The following is a 16,860-nucleotide window of genomic DNA, read 5'->3' on the forward strand; positions in this document are numbered from 1 at the left end:
CCCGCCGCCGGCCCCAGGCCATCCATTTCCCAGAGAACCAAAGGACGGCGCACCCATGCCCGCTGACCAGCAATTATCGAAGTCGCTCAAACCGCGGCACCTGTCCATGATCGCCATCGCCGGTGTTATCGGCGCCGGGTTGTTCGTGGGCTCTGGTGCGGCCATCCAGCAGGCGGGCCCCGGAATCCTGCTGGCCTACATGGCTGCCGGAGTGGTGGTCATCCTCGTGATGCGGATGCTCGGGGAAATGGCCGCCGCGAACCCTGAGACGGGCTCCTTCTCCACCTACGCGGACAAGGCGCTGGGCAGGTGGGCCGGTTTCAGCATCGGGTGGCTTTATGCCTGGTTCTGGATCATTGTGCTCGGCATTGAAGCCACCGCCGGCGCCGCGATCATGCACCGTTGGGTTCCCGGCATCGACCAGTGGGTCTGGGCCCTTGTCCTGATGGTCCTGCTGACCCTGACCAACCTGGGCTCCGTGAAGTCCTACGGCGAGTTCGAATTCTGGTTCGCCTCCATCAAGGTCGCGGCGATTGTGCTGTTCCTGCTCTTTGGCGTGGCCGCCATCCTGGGACTCGTTCCCGGCGTCCCGGCGCCCGGATTAACCAACCTCATGGACAACGGCGGATTCCTGCCCAACGGCCCCGGGGCTGTGCTGGCCGGCATCCTGGTGGTGGTCTTCTCGTTCTTCGGCGCCGAAATCGCCACCATCGCGGCCGGCGAATCCGAGAACCCCGTTGACGCCGTCAAGAAGGCCGTGAAGTCAACCGTTTGGCGCATCCTTGTCTTCTACATCGGTTCCATCGCCATCGTTGTCACCCTGCTGCCTTGGAACGACGCGAGTGTTGCCAAGAGCCCCTACGTGGCGGTGATTGAGCTCTTCGGAATCCCCGGCGCCGGAACCATCATGGACATCGTGGTCCTGACCTCCGTGCTGTCCTGCCTCAACTCCGGCCTCTACACCGCCAGCCGGATGCTCTTCTCCCTCTCCCGGCGCGGGGACGCCCCCGCTGCGTGGACAAGAATCTCCCGGCGGGGAGTGCCGGCAGCGGCAGTACTCGCCTCCACAGTGGTGGGTTTCATCACCGTCGGCCTTAACTACATTGCCCCGGACACCGTCTTCCTGTTCCTGGTCAACACCTCCGGCGCCATCGCGTTGTTCGTATGGCTTGTCATCGCCTCTTCCCAGCTGGTCCTCCGCAAGCGGATGGGAGCCGCCGCCAAGGACCTGGCGCTGAAGATGTGGTTCTTCCCCTATTTGACCTGGGTGGCAATTATCAGCATTGTGGCCCTGCTGATCGGCATGGTCATCCTGGAGTCCACCCGCGAGTCCCTGTTCCTCTCGCTGGGCCTGGCCGCCGTGGTGGTGGGCATCGGCGTGTGGCGGTACCGCCGCCGGGGTCCCGGGGCGGCAGCGGAGGACACCGGCACCCGGAATGTACCGGTAGCTGCCGAACCGTCGGCCTGATACTCAAGCAGCGGTTTTCCACATAGCCGGATTCATTCCGCCGCCCGGACCACCACGGGCATAGCCTTGGAGTCAAGCGCGAATCGCCTATCCGGTCCAAATGCACTAAGATATTGAAGTCTGTGCTGCGTCCTGCTTCCGTTCCTGGAGGTAAGGCATTGCATGGCATCGCAAATGAACCTCCTGTTACGGAAATGCCGTAACCGCTTAGCCCAAAGGAGGTGGGTTCACATATGCGTCCTTACGAATTGATGGTAATCATCGACCCCGAGGTCGAAGAGCGTACCGTTGAGCCGTCGCTTCAGAAGTTCCTGAACGTCATCACCAACGATGGTGGAACCATCGAAAAGGTTGACATCTGGGGCCGTCGCCGTCTGGCTTACGACATCAAGAAGAAGTCCGAAGGTATCTACGCCGTGGTGAACTTCACCGCCAAGCCGGAAACCGCCAAGGAACTTGACCGCCAGCTGTCTCTTAACGAGACCATCATGCGCACCAAGATCACCCGCCCCGAAGAGCAGAAGGTTGTTGCTGAGTAATTTCGGCACCAGTTTTCATTCTTTACCCGCAGGAAACGCACTCTTCACCCAGGATCGAACAAGGAGGCAGTAGATGGCAGGCGAGACCACCATTACGGTCATCGGTAACCTCACCAATGACCCGGAATTGCGGTTCACACCGTCCGGTTCGGCAGTAGCGAACTTCACCATCGCTTCCACCCCCCGCACCTTTGACCGCCAGTCCAACGAGTGGAAGGACGGGGAAACCCTGTTCCTCCGCGCCGCTGTATGGCGTGAAGCGGCCGAGAACGTCGCCGAGTCCCTCACCAAGGGCATGCGCGTGATCGTTACCGGGCGCCTGAAGAGCCGTTCCTACGAAACCAAAGAAGGCGAAAAGCGCACCGTTATCGAGCTTGAGGTCGATGAAATCGGCCCGAGCCTGCGCTACGCCAACGCCAAAGTCAACCGCACCCAGCGCTCCGGCGCCGGCGGGCAGGGTGGCTTCGGCGGCGGCAACAGCGGCGGTGGCTTCGGCGGCGGCAACTCTGGTGGAAACCAGGGCGGCAACTCCGGCGGAGGCTGGGGCGGCGGCAACCAGCAGGCTGCACAGGACGATCCCTGGGCTACGCCCGGCGTCTCCAACGCAGGCGGCTGGGGCAACGGCCCCGATTCCGAACCTCCCTTCTAACAACCAATAAAGGCCCGACGCCGGGACCGCCCAAGCGCCGCAAGGCACCAGGGCGGAAGCCGCCGTCGGACCACCACCATCCCGTGGATCAATATCCACGGGCTCCCTAGAATAGGAGCTCCACGATGGCTAAGGCTGAACTCCGTAAGCCCAAACCAAAGTCCAACCCCTTGAAGGCCGCTGACATCACTGTCATCGACTACAAGGACGTAGCATTGCTGCGCAAGTTCATCTCCGACCGCGGAAAGATCCGCGCCCGTCGCGTCACTGGCGTCACGGTGCAGGAACAGCGCAAAATCGCACAGGCAATCAAGAACGCCCGCGAAGTTGCCCTGCTGCCTTACTCCGGCGCTGGCCGCGGCTAAGGAAGGGATTAACTAACATGGCAAAGCTCATTCTGACCCACGAAGTAACCGGTCTCGGTGCTGCTGGCGACGTTGTTGAGGTCAAGGACGGTTACGCACGTAACTACCTGCTGCCCCGCAACTTCGCCCTGACCTGGTCGAAGGGTGGCGAGAAGCAGGTTGAGTCCATCAAGGCTGCCCGCGCCGCCCGCGAGCACGCTTCCCTGGAAGACGCTCAGAAGCAGGCTGCTGCACTCTCCGCCAAGCCGGTCAAGCTCGTTGTCAAGGCTGGCGAGACCGGACGCCTGTTCGGCACCGTCAAGCAGGGCGACGTTGCTGACGCTGTTGAGGCCGCTGGCCTTGGCCGCATCGACAAGCGCAAGGTTGAACTGCCGGCACACATCAAGTCGGTCGGTTCCTACCAGGCCAACGTCCGTCTGCACGACGACGTTGCTGCTGTGATCGAACTCGACGTAGTGGCTGGTAAGTAGTTTCTTACTGCGTGAAGACCCCCGTCGCCGGAATCCGGCGGCGGGGGTCTTTTGCTTGCGGGAGGTCAGGGGCTGTGAAGTTCCGCCATGACGTGCTGGTAACCGGTCCGGACCATCTCGGCGAGTACCGCCCGGTCCACGTCCTGGAGCCTGTTGATGTACAGGCACGCAGCCCCGGTCTTGTGCTTGCCCAGCGAGGCCAGCAGCCGGTCCGCGTCCGGGCCGTAGGTGAGTCCGTACAGGGCAAGGTTCGCCTTGCGTGGTGAAAATCCGACGGCGGCCGAGTCACCCTCCCGGCCGGTCCCGTAGCGGTAGTGGTAGCTGCCGAAGCCAACTATAGTGGGGCCCCACATCACCGCCTTTTGGCCCGTGATGCCGTGCATGAGTTCAAGCAACTCGAATGCGTCCGCGCGCCTGGCGGGATGCTCCACCGACGCCAGGAATTCCTCAACAGACCTTGTGGTGGGCTGGGTCTTGTTCGCTGCCATGGACGTAGTGTCGCAGAACCGCCTGGCGGCTGCCAGCACCGGTGATAGCCTGCAGCGGTGACTTCACCATCCCCGCATCCGGAATCGCTCCGCAGCCGCCCCTTCCATCAGGTCGACGTCTTCTCGCGCGGGCCCTACCGCGGCAACCCGCTCGCCGTCGTGCTCGACGCCGCGGGCATGGCAGCGGGCCAGATGCAGCAGTTTGCCAACTGGACCAACCTGTCAGAGACAACCTTCCTGCTCCCGCCGACGGACCCCCGCGCCGACTACCGGGTGCGGATCTTCACGGGAAGCGAGGAGTTCCCGTTTGCCGGGCACCCGACGCTCGGCTCGGCCCACGCGTGGCTGGAATCCGGGGGAGTGCCGAAGTCCGGCGGGTTCGTCGTCCAGGAGTGCGCCGCCGGCTTGGTCAAAGTGAAGCACGACGGCGGGCGGCTGGCTTTCGCCGCCCCGCCGCTGACCCGCTTCGGGCCGGTTGCGCCCGCCGTCAGGCACCAGCTGGCGGCAGGGCTGCGGGTGCCCGAAGCCGGCATCGTGGATGCTTCCTGGCTGGTGAACGGCCCTGAATGGATTGGTGTGCTGCTGGAATCCGCGGAGCAGGTGCTGGCCATCGAGCCCGACTTCGCGGCATTGGGCGGGCTCAAGGTGGGGGTCATCGGTCCGCACGGACCAGGCGGGGACGCTGACTTCGAAGTACGCACCTTCATCCCCGGTGACGCCATGACGGAGGACCCGGTGACCGGCAGTTTCAACGCCGGAGCGGCGCAGTGGCTGATCGGCAGCAACCGGGCCCCCGCGGAGTATGTGGCAGCCCAGGGAACCGTCCTGGGCCGGGCGGGCCGCATCCACGTCGCGGCTGAAGACGGCGACATCTGGGTAGGCGGACACTCCACCACCTGTATCCGCGGCACGGTCCTGCTGTAGGAAGAGGCACGGGAATACTCCGGCAACTTGCCCCGTTCACAAGATAGATGCAAATGCATATATGATGAGTGAACGAGCAACAGGAGAAATGCCATGGAATCCCGCCGCATCACAGTCCTTTCCGCCGGACTCGGCGTACCGTCGTCGAGCCGCCTGCTGGCCGACCAGCTGGCGGCGTCAGCCGAGCGCCAGCTCGGTGCGGCTGGCTATGCCGTGACTGTGGACATCGTCGAGCTCCGGGACCTGGCCGTAGACATCGCCAACAACTTTGTGACCGGCTACGCGGCCCCCCGCCTGGCGGAGGTCATTGCCGGCGTGGAGGCCTCGGACGGCATCATCGCCGTGACACCCGTCTTCAGCGCCTCCTACAGCGGGCTGTTCAAGTCCTTCATCGACGTCCTCGACCCCAAGTCGCTGGACGGCAAGGCGGTCCTCCTGGGCGCCACCGGCGGAACCGACAGGCACCAGATGGTCCTGGACTACGCCCTGCGCCCGCTGTTCAGCTACCTTCGCACCCGGATGGCCGCTACCGGCGTCTTCGCCGGCCCCCAGGACTGGGGAACGTCGGACGACGGCAGTTCCACCCTTGCCGAGCGCATTAACCGGGCCGCGGGCGAATTAACCCGGCTGCTGGAAGGGCCCCAGCCGGGACGGAAGCCCGCCCAGATGGAGTCCCTGCCCTTTGAACAGCTGCTTGCCGGCATCTCCGGCGCCCGCTGACGGCGCGGGCTCGGCAGCGAACTTTCGGAGTGCGCCGCTCGTTGTGCCGAACATGAAATGTCCTGTGGATTCCGTGGAACTGATGATGACAGAGCGCAGCGGCGTGGAGATCGACTACTGCCCGCAGTGCCGGGGCGTATGGCTGGACCGCGGAGAGCTGGACAAGATCCTGGACCGCGCGGCAGGCAACATGCCGGGCCAGCCGGCTGCCAGCCCCGCCCCGGCTCCCGGTCTCGCGCCCCCGCCGCTCTACCCCAACTTCGAACCCCGCCCCAACCCGGAACAGCGCAGGGACCAGCGCGGCTACGATGACCGCCGGTACGGCAAGAGGGACCACGACCGGGACTTTGACGGCCGCCGGCACAAAAAGAAGGAAGGCTGGCTCGGGGAGCTTTTCGACTTCTAGGGGAACTCAGTCTTCCAGCAGCTCGATGAATTCCCGGGCCTGCTTGAGGGTGATGTCTGAGTGCCGTGTCAATGCCGTGGCGGCAGCCTCGGTGTCCCCGCTGCGGGCGAGCGTGCGGATCCGGCCGTAGATTTCGTCATTAAGCATGTTGCTGCTGACTTCACGGGTCACGTCGCCTTTGCTGGCGATGGCACGGTACCGGTAGGGGAAGCGCTGCGGCTCGTCGTCGTCGTCGTCCTCAGCGGCCGCCGGGGCCGCCTCAGGGCTGCGATAGGGCTGGGGATGCGCCGCCAGCGCCCCCACCGCGTCCCGGGACGCCCGCAGGCCTTCCCCGGTTGCCTCATAGTAGAGCTTGATGGCTGCCATCGCCTGCCCCTGCGCAATCAGGGCGTAAAGCCTGCGGTGTTGCTCTTCCGAGAGTTTGGCTGCGGCGCTCCGGGCCAGTTCTGCCGCGGTGGGGGCAGGACCGGCCGGTTCCGCGCTGCGGGCGGCCTTCCGCCTGCCAATCATGCGGACGGCCAGTGTTACTCCGGCAACCACTGCCAGGAGGATGAGGACCGGGGCCACAAGCGATTCCATGTCTAACGCCGTTCTATGTGCTTCCTGGCAGCAGCCAGGTCCGATGATGCCTGGGCGTTCTGGCTTGGCCTGGTGATCCGATCGAGCTGGGCGCGGGCAGCGGTGGCAGCCTGGACCTGGGCCGCATAGTGCTGCGCGGAACGCTCGGCCAGGTCACGCTGGTATTTTTCCGCGTCAGACATTCCGGAGTCGCGCGGGCTCAGGGCCGTAAAAAGACCCCAGATGAGCGCCACCAATACGATCGCAGGCAACAGGACCAGCAGTAGTTCGCCCATGAATAGAGCTTATGCCAGATCCGGGTTATCCACAGCAATATTCGTCTTGCTGCATAAAGGCCGGCTTGAATCACAGGCTGCCCTTCCCAAGGGAATATGAGGCTGGCCACGCAACGCCGGCCACACCTGCCGTGACCTCCAACGGGCAATTCACCGGCCGCTCCGGGCGACACGCGCTGTGGATGAAATTCCACAGAAGAAATATTTACTCCACACGCTTGGATCAGCGTTTCTGCAGGTCAGAGCGCTGGAGGTGCTAAAAGTTTTTTTGTTTCCACAGGTTTCCCCACAGGCTGTGCACAAGCTATGCCGCGTACTGCACAGGTTATCCACAACCCGTGAAGCATGCTGGCTTTGAGGCGGGACTGCTGGCGGCTAGCGTAGCGGGGTACCTGTTCTTCGGCATCCCGGACAGTTTCCAGGCAGGCATTTGGCACGGCTGGGGAGAACCACTCATCCCGCAGTAACGGCCCGATGTGGAAAACCTGTGGATAGTGGGGATAACTCCTTCCGGCGGCCTGTGTGGTGGCTGGCGGCGCAGGGATTGTCAGAGCCCGCCGGTATACCTGGACAGGTGGCGGAGCGCGGCTTTTCCACGCAATGCATCAGCAGGACGTTTAGTCACCGGGCACCTCGGTTCCCGGTACACAATGGAGGACGGCAGCTTTGTCTATAGCGCATCTGGACCCGGTCGAGGCCACCCGAGGATCGGACGCGAGCCGGAAGCCTCCCCAGGACATTGCCGCGGAGCAGTCTGTCCTCGGCGGCATGATGTTGTCCAAGGACGCCATCGCGGACGTCGTGGAGATCCTCCGCGGCCAGGACTTCTACCGCCCGGCCCACGAGACCATCTACGAGGCCATCATCGACCTCTACGGGCGCGGGGAACCCGCCGATGCCGTCACGGTCTCGGACGAGCTCACCAAGCGTGCCGAGATCAACAGGATCGGCGGCCCGGCCTACCTGCATGAGCTGATCCAGACCGTTCCCACCGCAGCCAACGCGGGCTATTACGCCGAGATTGTGGCCGAGCGCGCCGTCCTCCGCCGGCTCGTCAACGCCGGCACCAAGATCGTCCAGCTGGGCTACGGCTCGGACGGCGAAGTGGAGGACCTGGTCAACCAGGCCCAGGCCGAGGTCTATGCCGTGGCCGAGCGGCGCACCGCCGAGGATTACGTGGTGCTCAAGGACGTCATGGAATCCACCGTGGACGAGATCGAGGCGTCCGGCCACCGCGGTGAAGGCATGACTGGAGTGCCCACCGGCTTTTTTGAACTCGACGAGCTCACCCACGGGCTGCACCCCGGCCAGATGATCGTTATCGCCGCCCGCCCGGCCGTGGGTAAGTCAACCTTCGCCCTGGACTTCGCCCGGTCCGCGGCGATCAAGAACAACCTGTCCACCGTGATGTTCTCGCTCGAAATGGGCCGGAACGAGATTGCCATGCGCCTGCTCTCCGCCGAGGCAACCATCGGCCTGCAGGACCTCCGCAAGGGCACCATCAAGGACGAGCAGTGGTCCAAGATCGCCACCACGATGGGCCGGATGAATGATGCTCCGCTGTTCATCGACGACAGCCCCAACATGTCCCTGATGGAAATCCGGGCCAAGTGCCGCCGGCTCAAGCAGCAGCACGATCTCAAGCTGGTGATCCTGGACTACCTGCAGCTGATGAGCTCCGGCAAGAAAGTGGAGTCGCGCCAGCAGGAAGTCTCCGAGTTCTCCCGTGCCTTGAAGCTGCTGGCCAAAGAGCTCCAGGTCCCGGTCATCGCGCTGTCCCAGCTGAACCGTGGTTCCGAGCAGCGCTCGGACAAGCGGCCCATGGTGTCGGACCTTCGTGAATCCGGGTCCATCGAGCAGGACGCCGACATGGTGATCCTGCTCCACCGCGAGGACGTCTACGACAAAGAATCACCCCGTGCGGGTGAAGCGGACATCCTGGTGGCCAAGCACCGTAACGGTCCCACCAAGGACATCGTGGTGGCCTTCCAGGGCCACTACTCCCGCTTTGCCAACATGGCGGCCGACACCGGCGGAGGCGGCTTCTAGGCTGCCCTGGTCCGGCGGGGGCGGCCCAGCCTCGGGCGGCTCGCGGCCTTGGCCGTCAGCCCCGGGCCAAGAGGTGGTTGGGCAGCCGGTTCCCCGGCGCCTTTCCCCTGATTTCCAGCAGCTCCCGCGCGTGCGCGTGGAGCCTCCTGTCCTCATCGCTGGCCGGCACCCAAGCGGGGACCGGCACTGAATTGCCCTCGGCGTCGCGCGCCACCATCACGGTGAGGCAGTAGGTGGTGAGGTTCATGTCCTGGCTCTTGGGGTCGCCGGAGCGGACGTGGACTGCGATGTGCATCCCTTTGGTGCCGGTGTAGACCAGGCGGGCCTCAACCTCCACCACATGCCCGATCAGCAGCGGACGGTAGAAGCGGACGCCGCCGGAGAACACCGCCACGGTGTCCATCCCGCAGTAGCGGGAAGCGCAGACGTACGCGGCCTCGTCGATCCACTTCATCACGATCCCGCCGTGGACCTTGCCGCCCCAGTTCACATCGGTGGGAGCGGCCATAAAACGCAGGGTGACCCGCTCCGCTGTGCCCGCGTCCGTATATTCCTGCCGGTTCATAGCTTCGACGATCTGCTCGCGGATCTTGATGCGGGCCAGGGCATGGTCGCGCTGCTCGATCTCCTCGGCGGTGACGGGCTCGAATTGCTTGACCGGGATGGGTTTTCCATCCGGACCGACAGCAACAAAGATCACCATGCACTGGCTCCGCATGGTGGCCGGGCCGCCCTTGGGGTCCCCGGAGGATACAACGGTGCGGATATGCATGGATGACCGCCCGGTGTAGACGATGGTGGCTTCCACCTCCACCATGTCGCCGCTATTGACCGGGTCAGCGAAGTGGATGTTTCCCACGTAGGCCGTGACGCAGTAGGACTTGGCCCAGCCCACCGCAGCGGCGTAGGCCGCCTTGTCCACCCACTCCAGGACGGTCCCGGCATCAACGGAGCCGCTGTGGCCCACGTCCGTGGGAGCAGCCAGGAAGCGCAGGGTCACGGAATTGGAGGCACCGGTCTCAGTCATGCTGCGATCATACTGACGCAGCCGGTTACCGGCCGGTTGGAACGGCAAGGCGGGCACCAGCAACAGCGTTAAACACAGCTGGCCCGTCCGCGGATAGGCGGGCGGGCCAGCTGATGGAGGCAAAGGCTACCCGGCGCGGGTGTACACGATGTCCGGCTGGGCAGGAAGCTCCATGCCCTCCCCGATGTAGAAGCCGGGGTGTGGCGGCTGGTTGTACGCGATGTTCTCGCGGGCAACCGAGAGCCGGTACGCCGGATCGTGCATCAGGGTCCGGAGCCGGACGTCAGTCGAAGCGGCGGTGGTGTAAATCCGCAACTCTGTGCTGTCGGCCGACGGCCAAACAAGTTCTTCCCGCCAGTCACCGAGGAGGTCGGCCTGGATGGCCGGGGTACCCTTGGTGCTGTTGTTGGACTTGGCACTGGTGGCAGTGAGCAGCCGGTCGCTGGATTCGGTCTCCCAGTTCCACTTGGCGATGCTGGGCGTCCCCGTGCTGGTGGCGGCGTTCCAGTCATGGTCCACGATCTCGCGAAGCAGGTCGCCGTCCCACCAGGCCAGGAAGTTGGCCGCCGGAATGTTGTTGGCAATCAGCTCCCCCTTGGCCGAGCGCAGCTCACCTACGGGCGAGTTCCAGGCTGCATCGCCGCCGATGGCCCAGCCTTCGGCGCCGGCGTAGCGCGGGTCGATGTCACCGGCGGCCGCCCGTCCGGTGTCCTTGGTGGCGGGGATGCTCCACAGCACCTCGCCCGTCCGCGAGTCGCGGAACGTGGCGCCCCTGTTGCCGCTTGAGCCCATGTCCTCATGGGCGGCAAACGTCTCAAGTCCCGGCCGGGACGGGTCGAGGTCGCTGGTGTGGATCGCGTCGCCGTGGCCGAGGCCCGTGGTGTAGAGGGGCTTGCCGTTGTCATCGATGGTCATGGAACCGAAGACAAACTCGTCCTTGCCGTCAGCGTCCACATCCACCACGGACAGGTTGTGGTTGCCCTGGCTCCGGTACTGCGCGCCGCTGATATCCGAATCGAAGACCCAGCGCTTGATGATCTTGCCGCCCACAAGGTCGTAGGTGGCCAGCACGGTGCGGGTGTAATAGCCGCGGCTGAACATCATGGACGGGTGTTCGCCGTCGAGGTAGGCCACGGCACCGAGGAACCGGTCCACCCGGTTCCCGTAGGTGTCACCCCAGGCCCCCACGTCACCGCGCGGCGGATCGTAGGCCACGGTGTCCATGATGGTGCCGCTGGCGCCGTGGAACACCGTCAGGTATTCCGGCCCGGTGAGAACGTATCCGCTGCTGTTGCGGTAGTCGGCGCCCGGGTTGCCGATGACGGTGCCCGCCGCGTCACGCGTGCCGTCCGCCGTCTTCATCGCAACTTCGGCCTTGCCGTCGCCGTCGAAGTCGTAAGCGAGCAGCTGGGTGTAATGGGCGCCGGCACGGATGTTCGGGCCCATGTTGATGCGCCAGAGCTTGGTGCCGTCCATCCTGTAGGCGTCCACATAAACGGTGCCGGTGTAGCCTGCCTGGGAGTTGTCCTTGGAGTTGGACGGGGACCACATCTGCAGGACTTCGTACGTGCCGTCACCGTCCAGGTCAGCCACGCTCGAGTCGCCGGCGGAGTAGCTGTAGGGCTGGCCGTCCTTGGTGTAGTCGTCGGCAGGCTTGTCCAGTTTGATGGCAAGGTAGTCCTGGGCCAGCGGCGTGAACTCCGCGGTGAGCTGGTCCCCGCCGTTGCCCACGGATTTGATGACGTACCTGGAGGACGCCGTTCCGGACGGATCGAGGAACGTGGTGCTGTTGCGGAGCGGCTCGTCGGTGAGCTGGACGCCGTCGCGGATCACATGGAAGCCGATCTGCTCCGGGTCAAGGCCCAGCATGCGCCAGCCCACGCGGACGCCTTCGCCGGTCAGCAGTGCAACCGGGGCGCGGTCCAGGGTCTCCATCTGCCGGTTCACCACGGTGACTTTTTCTGTTCCCGCTACCGGGGACGGCGCAGATTCGCCGCCCTTGTTCACGGTGGTGACGCGGTAGTAGTACTTGATGGTGGTCAGCACGGTGTAGTCCGTGTAATTCACCTCGGTGGCGCGGCCCACGTACTCAAAGGGGCCGTCCGGGGAGGTAGACCGGTAGACCTGGTAGGCGGCGGCGCCGGATACCTTCTGCCACTTGAGCGTGACACTGGTCTTCTCCACTGCCTTAATGTCCACCTTGGCGGTGGCCGCCGGGACGGGAGTGTTCGGGTCCACCAGGGCGGTATCCACCGTGTTGGAGGGGACCGATTCCAGCCCGGTACTGTCTACCGCGGTGACGAAGTAGTTGTACTTCAGGCCTGCGAACGCGGTGGTGTCCTGGAAGGCGGCCGCGGTGACGTTCTCAGCGATCAGCCGGGGTTCAGCTTCGAACGAGGCCTTGCGGAAGACCTTGTAGCTGGCCGCGTCTGCCACTGCGTCCCAGGCGAGGTCAACGGTGGGTGGTTCCGACGCTGCGTTGACCGCCGTGGTGTGCAGGTTGGTGGGTCCCACCAGCAGCGGGGTGATTTCCAGGCCGTTGAGGCGCTGTCCCGAGCCGCTGATGGCGACGTTCAGCTGCCCGTCGGAAACCAGCACCTGGTTGATGATCTTTGTTGCTGATGATGCCCTGCCGGAGGACACCTGGCCGAACGGGGTTCCTTCGGCGGCGACGTCCGTGCGGGTGGAGCCGATCCAGTCGCTGTGGTACGTCTTCAGGGCGTAGGTGCCGTTGGGCACGTCGAGCTGGAATTCGAAGCTGGAGCCGCTCAGGACGAAGTCGCGCAGCAGGTTGCTGGTCACGGCGCCGCGGTCCCGGTCGCTGAGCACCGAGATGTCCTTGAAGCCGAAGCCGCGCTCTGCCGTATAGGCCATGGTCCGGTTTACCTCGGTGTAGCCGGCCTCGACCGGCGCTCCCACGGGCCCGAAATCGAACTTGTACTTTGCCTGTTTGGTAGTCAGGCTGAGGGTGTCGCTGGGCTCGGAGAGGCCCTTACCGTTCATCGCGGCCACCCGGACGTTGTAGGCCGTCCCTTCGGCCATGCCCGAGAGGTTCACGGTGGGGACGGTGGAGGTGGTGGTGAGCTTGTAGGCGCTGTCCGGTTCGGAGGCCAGTTTGCGGTACACCTTGTAGATGTCCGCGCCGTCCACCGGCTGCCACTTGAGGAGCGCCCCGGCGTTGGAGACGCTGCCTGCCACCAGGCCTTGGGGCTTGGCGGGAATGGACGACGGCGGAGCGATTTCCTTGACGCGTGCGGCGAGCGGAACGCTGAGCTGCTTCACTCCGCCGGCTACGAGGCGGGCAATCTGGATGGCGCCGTATTCCTGGAAGTGGGTGTTGTCCACCGTGCCGGTGGGCCGGTTGGGATAGACGCCGGCATCGACGTGGAGGAACACGGACTTGGTGTCCTCGGGGCCGATGGCATCGTAGTAGGCGCGGCTTGAGGCGGAGAGGTCCACCAGGGCCACACCCTCCTCGGTGGCCAGTTCCTGCATCTTCGCCACGTATTCAGGGAAGCTGACATTGAATTTGCCGGTGGCTTCGTCGTAGTCCCGGCGACCCACGGGGGTGACCAGGATGGGCGTTGCGCCACGCTGGCGCGCGCCGTTGACGTACGTGCGCAGGTATTCCTTGTAGTCCGCGGGGGAGGCGTAGCGGTCGTCGACGCCGATAGTGGCGTCGTTGTGCCCGAACTGGACCATCAGGTAATCGCCGGGGTTGATGACCCTCAGGATCTCGTCCAGCCGGCCCTGGGTGATGAAGTTCTTGGAGCTGCGGCCGCCGATGGCGTGGTTCTTGAAAGAAATCTTCTCGTCGAAGTAGCGGTCGATCATCTGGCCCCACCCGGCCTGAGGAACGAAACCGGGATCGTAGGTCTGCACTGTTGAGTCGCCGGCGAGGTAGACGCCGGGATCCGTGGTGGCCGTGCGGGGAGCGCGGGCGGAGATGACCAGGGAATTGATCTTGGCCGCGGTGCCGCTGAAGTCGAGGTTGAGCTGGCCGTCCACCAGCGAGACGGGGAATTCCATTTCCAGGTACTGCCCGGCGGGTTTGTCCGTGGCCTGGACCTTCGCCATGGTTTCTGCCGTGATGGCGATGTTTGTGGCCTCGGTGGCGTCGCCCGCGATGAGCTTGACGGTGTAGTCGCCGTTGGGCAGGTCCACCAGGAACGTGCTGCCCTGGGCTTGGACGAAGTCCGAACGCAGCGGATCGCCCGTGCCGCGGTCCGCGCCGGAGGTGACAGCGGTGTCGGTGAAGCCGAACCTCGTGGCGGCGGAGTACTGGGTGCCTGCGGCTACGGCCGTGTAGCCGTCCGCTGTGGCGCCGGGGCCGAAATCGAACTTGAACCCGCTCCCCACCGGCGGCAGGGCGGTATCTGCCTGGACCGCAGGGAGTCCGGTGAAGGCGATGGCGGCTGACGCCACCGCGGCTGTCACGGCCTTCGCGCCGGCAGGGATCCCGCGCTGGCGGGGCGGTGGTTGCTTAGGTTGGAGGGCTGCTTGCGGGGATTTGTTCACGGACATCTCCTTCGATGAGCGGTGGCAAAGAGGTACCCAGGAAGGTTGGAACGATTCAAAAATGCACGGACCCCGACGGTGGCACCTTGCGGTTTTGAGGGTTCCGGGTGATGGTTCGAGTAGCTGAGACCTGGGAGAGTGATGCAGCTCGCACTGCAGCACTCATTGGTTTATCAGGCTCCGGCGACTGGTGGCAAGCGTTTTCCCATCTTTCCCTGAGTTTTTCTGGGACTACTTGTTAGGAAGTGTTCCCTGCTCCCGCGCGGGCGGGCACTGACGGGGGAGACGGCCCCCTGCCCAAATCGCCGGAAAGCGCCCCGCTCGCCGTTCCGGAACGGCGACTTCGCACGCTTCCGGCGAATTGGGCAGGTGAAGTGGTGGCGCCGGGGCGGGGGATGGGCGTTAAATGCCGACGGCGGATGCGCACCGAAGTGCCCATCCGCCGTCGTGCGGTTGCCGGTTGCCGGCCCGGGAAAAGGTCAGGCCAGGACGGCCAGCTTCGAGTTGCTGCGGCCAAAAAGGGCGCGGTCCACGGAAAGGCGGCCCGCGCCGGTGAGTGCCAGGGCGAACGCGGCCGCGGCCAGGAGCAGGACCAGTTCATAGCCCCCGTTGGCGGCGAAAACACCGGCGGCAGCATGCACCATAAACAGGGCGCCGAGCATGTCCAGGACCAGGAGTGCTGCAACCACGCGGGTGAGGATGCCCAGGATCAGGGCGATGCCGCCGGCCAGTTCGAGCACGGCTATGGCGGGTGCCGCTACTTCTGCCGCGGGGACGCCCATTTTGGCGAAGGAAGCCTGTGTGCCCGCAATGGTCCACTCGTTGAACTTCTGCCAACCGTGCGCTGCGAAGAGGAAGCCCAGGATAATGCGGAGGGCGGTAATGGCGGTGGTGGTGAGTCGTGACTGGTTCATGGGCATTAACTCTCCCTGCAAATACTTGAAGAGTCAACTAATAGCGTCATAATGTGGGCTTTGTCATGCCGGCGCGGACACCAGCGGACGCCCGATTAGGCTGGCACGGTGTCCCACTTACCTGCCCCGGCGCCGTCTGCCCCGACGAAAGGGCATGCCCGCGAGATCCTTCGGCTGGCTGTACCCGCCTTTGGCGCCCTCGTCGCTGAACCGCTCTTCCTGCTCGCGGATTCGGCAATTGTTGGCCACCTCGGCGTAGCGCAGCTGGCCGGCGTCGGACTGGCCACGGCAGCGCTGCACACCGCCGTCGGTCTGATGGTCTTCCTGGCCTACTCCACCACTCCCGCGGTGGCGCGCGCCATGGGGGACGGGCAGCCGGGCAAAGCCCTGGCGGCCGGGCGCGACGGCGTGTGGCTGGCCCTGCTGCTGGGCACCGTTCTGGCCGCGGCCGGATTCCTGGCCGCCGACCCTTTGATGGGGCTGCTGGGTGCAGAAGGCGAGGTGCGCGCGTTCGCCGTCGACTACCTCCGCTGGTCCATGCCCGGCCTGGTGGCCATGCTGCTCATCTTTGCAGGCACCGGCCTCCTTCGTGGCCTCCAGGACACCCGGACACCCCTGGTGGTGGCAACGGCGGGTTTTGGCCTGAACATCGTCCTGAACTTGTGGCTGGTCTACGGGCTGGGCTGGTCCGTCACCGGCTCCGCCGTGGGTACCAGCGTGGCCCAATGGGCCATGGCCGCGGTCTACCTGGCGATGGTGAAGCGCAACGCCGCGGCGCACGGCGTGAGCCTGCTGCCCAGCTGGAGCGGTATCAGGAGCATGACCCGGGTTGGTTCGTGGCTGATGCTGCGCACGCTCAGCCTGCGCATTGCCATCCTGGCCACCGTTGTTGTGGTCACCGCGCAGGGGGCCGTGAACCTGGCGGCCCACCAGCTGGCCATGACCATCTTCTCCTTCCTCGCCTTCGCCCTGGACGCCCTCGCCATTGCCGCCCAGGCGCTGATCGGCAAGGAGTTGGGGGCCTCCAACCCCCGCACGGCCCGGCTGCTGACTGCCACCATGACCCGTTGGGGACTGGGTTTCGGCGTGGTCACCGGTGTACTCCTGGCAGTTGCCGCACCTTGGGCGGGCGCCCTTTTTACGTCAGATCCTCAGGTTCAATCCGTCCTGGCCGTCGCCTTGTGGGTCCTCGCCGCGGGCCAGCCTATTGCGGGATACGTGTTTGTGCTTGACGGGGTGCTGATCGGTGCCGGGGATGCCAAATACCTGGCGCTGGCCGGCGTGGTGAACCTGGCCGTGTACGTGCCGCTGCTGGTTGCGGTGGGACTCTCGCATGCTGCGGGCGCGCCGGGACTTGGCTGGCTGTGGGCCGCCTTCGCATTGGGTTACATGGCCGCCCGTGCCATCACGCTTGGCCTCCGTGCCCGTTCGGACCGCTGGATGGTGCTGGGTTCGCCCTAGCCCGGACC

Annotated in this window: 15 protein-coding genes and 2 pseudogenes; 10 read left to right on the plus strand and 7 right to left on the minus strand. The window is 65.0% G+C overall.

Annotated features, from left to right (window positions below; genetic code table 11):
• Positions 1-55 precede the first annotated feature (55 nt).
• From ARTSIC4J27_RS21065 to rplI, 5 genes are all read left to right on the plus strand, one after another.
• A complete protein-coding gene (locus ARTSIC4J27_RS21065) occupies positions 56-1,468 on the plus strand; it encodes an amino acid permease (protein ID WP_050057157.1) in 1,413 nt (470 codons plus the stop codon).
• Positions 1,469-1,701: 233 nt separating this feature from the next.
• Positions 1,702-2,007, plus strand: coding sequence for a 30S ribosomal protein S6 (gene rpsF, locus ARTSIC4J27_RS21070; RefSeq protein ID WP_015939036.1), 306 nt, complete (start codon positions 1,702-1,704; stop codon positions 2,005-2,007).
• Between the two features lie 73 nt (positions 2,008-2,080).
• The gene (locus tag ARTSIC4J27_RS21075) at positions 2,081-2,656 is read left to right on the plus strand and encodes a single-stranded DNA-binding protein (protein WP_050057158.1); all 576 of its coding nucleotides are present in this window, start codon (positions 2,081-2,083) and stop codon (positions 2,654-2,656) included.
• Positions 2,657-2,781: 125 nt separating this feature from the next.
• A complete protein-coding gene (gene rpsR, locus ARTSIC4J27_RS21080; RefSeq protein ID WP_003800144.1) occupies positions 2,782-3,021 on the plus strand; it encodes a 30S ribosomal protein S18 in 240 nt (79 codons plus the stop codon).
• A gap of 17 nt (positions 3,022-3,038) precedes the next feature.
• Positions 3,039-3,491, plus strand: a complete 453-nt coding sequence (gene rplI / locus ARTSIC4J27_RS21085; RefSeq protein ID WP_050057159.1) for a 50S ribosomal protein L9 — start codon at positions 3,039-3,041, stop codon at positions 3,489-3,491.
• Positions 3,492-3,556: 65 nt separating this feature from the next.
• Here the strand turns inward: rplI and ARTSIC4J27_RS21090 are convergent, their stop codons facing one another.
• Complete coding sequence (locus ARTSIC4J27_RS21090; protein WP_050057280.1) at positions 3,557-3,979, minus strand: DUF1801 domain-containing protein; 423 nt, start codon at positions 3,977-3,979, stop codon at positions 3,557-3,559.
• A gap of 57 nt (positions 3,980-4,036) precedes the next feature.
• On the opposite strand from ARTSIC4J27_RS21090, the gene ARTSIC4J27_RS21095 reads away from it, so the two are divergent.
• The 3 genes from ARTSIC4J27_RS21095 to ARTSIC4J27_RS21105 all read left to right on the plus strand — a co-directional run bounded on the left by ARTSIC4J27_RS21095 (position 4,037) and on the right by ARTSIC4J27_RS21105 (position 6,029).
• Positions 4,037-4,903, plus strand: a complete 867-nt coding sequence (locus tag ARTSIC4J27_RS21095; protein WP_050057160.1) for a PhzF family phenazine biosynthesis protein — start codon at positions 4,037-4,039, stop codon at positions 4,901-4,903.
• A 93-nt stretch (positions 4,904-4,996) separates the two neighbouring features.
• Positions 4,997-5,623 carry an FMN reductase gene (locus ARTSIC4J27_RS21100; protein WP_050057161.1) on the plus strand — a complete coding sequence of 209 codons (627 nt, stop codon included), beginning with the start codon at positions 4,997-4,999 and terminating at the stop codon, positions 5,621-5,623.
• 52 nt (positions 5,624-5,675) lie between these two features.
• Entirely contained in the window at positions 5,676-6,029 is a 354-nt protein-coding gene (locus tag ARTSIC4J27_RS21105) for a TFIIB-type zinc ribbon-containing protein (protein ID WP_050057162.1), read from the plus strand.
• Positions 6,030-6,035: 6 nt separating this feature from the next.
• On the opposite strand, the gene ARTSIC4J27_RS21110 is transcribed toward ARTSIC4J27_RS21105, so the two are convergent.
• Positions 6,036-6,608, minus strand: coding sequence for a hypothetical protein (locus tag ARTSIC4J27_RS21110; RefSeq protein ID WP_050057163.1), 573 nt, complete (start codon positions 6,606-6,608; stop codon positions 6,036-6,038).
• 2 nt (positions 6,609-6,610) lie between these two features.
• Complete coding sequence (locus tag ARTSIC4J27_RS21115) at positions 6,611-6,883, minus strand: hypothetical protein (protein WP_050057164.1); 273 nt, start codon at positions 6,881-6,883, stop codon at positions 6,611-6,613.
• A gap of 666 nt (positions 6,884-7,549) precedes the next feature.
• On the opposite strand from ARTSIC4J27_RS21115, the gene dnaB reads away from it, so the two are divergent.
• Positions 7,550-8,932: a replicative DNA helicase gene (dnaB, locus tag ARTSIC4J27_RS21120; RefSeq protein ID WP_050057165.1), complete on the plus strand. Its 1,383-nt coding sequence runs from the start codon at positions 7,550-7,552 to the stop codon at positions 8,930-8,932.
• A gap of 55 nt (positions 8,933-8,987) precedes the next feature.
• On the opposite strand, the gene ARTSIC4J27_RS21125 is transcribed toward dnaB, so the two are convergent.
• From ARTSIC4J27_RS21125 to ARTSIC4J27_RS21135, 4 genes and pseudogenes are all read right to left on the minus strand, one after another.
• On the minus strand, positions 8,988-9,959 hold the full coding sequence (locus ARTSIC4J27_RS21125; protein WP_050057166.1) for an acyl-CoA thioesterase: 972 nt from the start codon (positions 9,957-9,959) through the stop codon (positions 8,988-8,990).
• A gap of 126 nt (positions 9,960-10,085) precedes the next feature.
• Positions 10,086-11,900: pseudogene (locus tag ARTSIC4J27_RS23655) on the minus strand (rhamnogalacturonan lyase); the annotation flags it as partial.
• Positions 11,901-12,530: 630 nt separating this feature from the next.
• Positions 12,531-14,483 (minus strand): annotated as a pseudogene (locus tag ARTSIC4J27_RS23660) (SGNH/GDSL hydrolase family protein); the annotation flags it as partial.
• 473 nt (positions 14,484-14,956) lie between these two features.
• Positions 14,957-15,391, minus strand: coding sequence for a DoxX family protein (locus ARTSIC4J27_RS21135; protein ID WP_050057282.1), 435 nt, complete (start codon positions 15,389-15,391; stop codon positions 14,957-14,959).
• Between the two features lie 108 nt (positions 15,392-15,499).
• Here ARTSIC4J27_RS21135 and ARTSIC4J27_RS21140 point away from each other — a divergent pair, with 108 nt between their 5' ends.
• The gene (locus ARTSIC4J27_RS21140) at positions 15,500-16,852 is read left to right on the plus strand and encodes an MATE family efflux transporter (RefSeq protein ID WP_050057167.1); all 1,353 of its coding nucleotides are present in this window, start codon (positions 15,500-15,502) and stop codon (positions 16,850-16,852) included.
• Positions 16,853-16,860 lie beyond the last annotated feature (8 nt).

The organism is Pseudarthrobacter siccitolerans (assembly GCF_001046895.1).
In the GTDB taxonomy this organism is placed as follows: Bacteria; Actinomycetota; Actinomycetes; order Actinomycetales; family Micrococcaceae; genus Arthrobacter; species Arthrobacter siccitolerans.

Excerpts from the sequence above, each read along its gene's own strand:
- ARTSIC4J27_RS21135 (WP_050057282.1), bottom strand. The coding sequence starts at position 15,391 with ATGAACCAGTCACGACTCACCACCACCGCCATTACCGCCCTCCGCATT.
- ARTSIC4J27_RS21105 (WP_050057162.1), top strand. The coding sequence starts at position 5,676 with ATGAAATGTCCTGTGGATTCCGTGGAACTGATGATGACAGAGCGCAGC.
- rpsF (WP_015939036.1), top strand. The coding sequence starts at position 1,702 with ATGCGTCCTTACGAATTGATGGTAATCATCGACCCCGAGGTCGAAGAG.
- rplI (WP_050057159.1), top strand. The coding sequence starts at position 3,039 with ATGGCAAAGCTCATTCTGACCCACGAAGTAACCGGTCTCGGTGCTGCT.
- rpsR (WP_003800144.1), top strand. The coding sequence starts at position 2,782 with ATGGCTAAGGCTGAACTCCGTAAGCCCAAACCAAAGTCCAACCCCTTG.
- ARTSIC4J27_RS21115 (WP_050057164.1), bottom strand. The coding sequence starts at position 6,883 with ATGGGCGAACTACTGCTGGTCCTGTTGCCTGCGATCGTATTGGTGGCG.
- ARTSIC4J27_RS21065 (WP_050057157.1), top strand. The coding sequence starts at position 56 with ATGCCCGCTGACCAGCAATTATCGAAGTCGCTCAAACCGCGGCACCTG.
- ARTSIC4J27_RS21075 (WP_050057158.1), top strand. The coding sequence starts at position 2,081 with ATGGCAGGCGAGACCACCATTACGGTCATCGGTAACCTCACCAATGAC.
- ARTSIC4J27_RS21110 (WP_050057163.1), bottom strand. The coding sequence starts at position 6,608 with ATGGAATCGCTTGTGGCCCCGGTCCTCATCCTCCTGGCAGTGGTTGCC.
- ARTSIC4J27_RS21125 (WP_050057166.1), bottom strand. The coding sequence starts at position 9,959 with ATGACTGAGACCGGTGCCTCCAATTCCGTGACCCTGCGCTTCCTGGCT.
- ARTSIC4J27_RS21090 (WP_050057280.1), bottom strand. The coding sequence starts at position 3,979 with ATGGCAGCGAACAAGACCCAGCCCACCACAAGGTCTGTTGAGGAATTC.
- ARTSIC4J27_RS21100 (WP_050057161.1), top strand. The coding sequence starts at position 4,997 with ATGGAATCCCGCCGCATCACAGTCCTTTCCGCCGGACTCGGCGTACCG.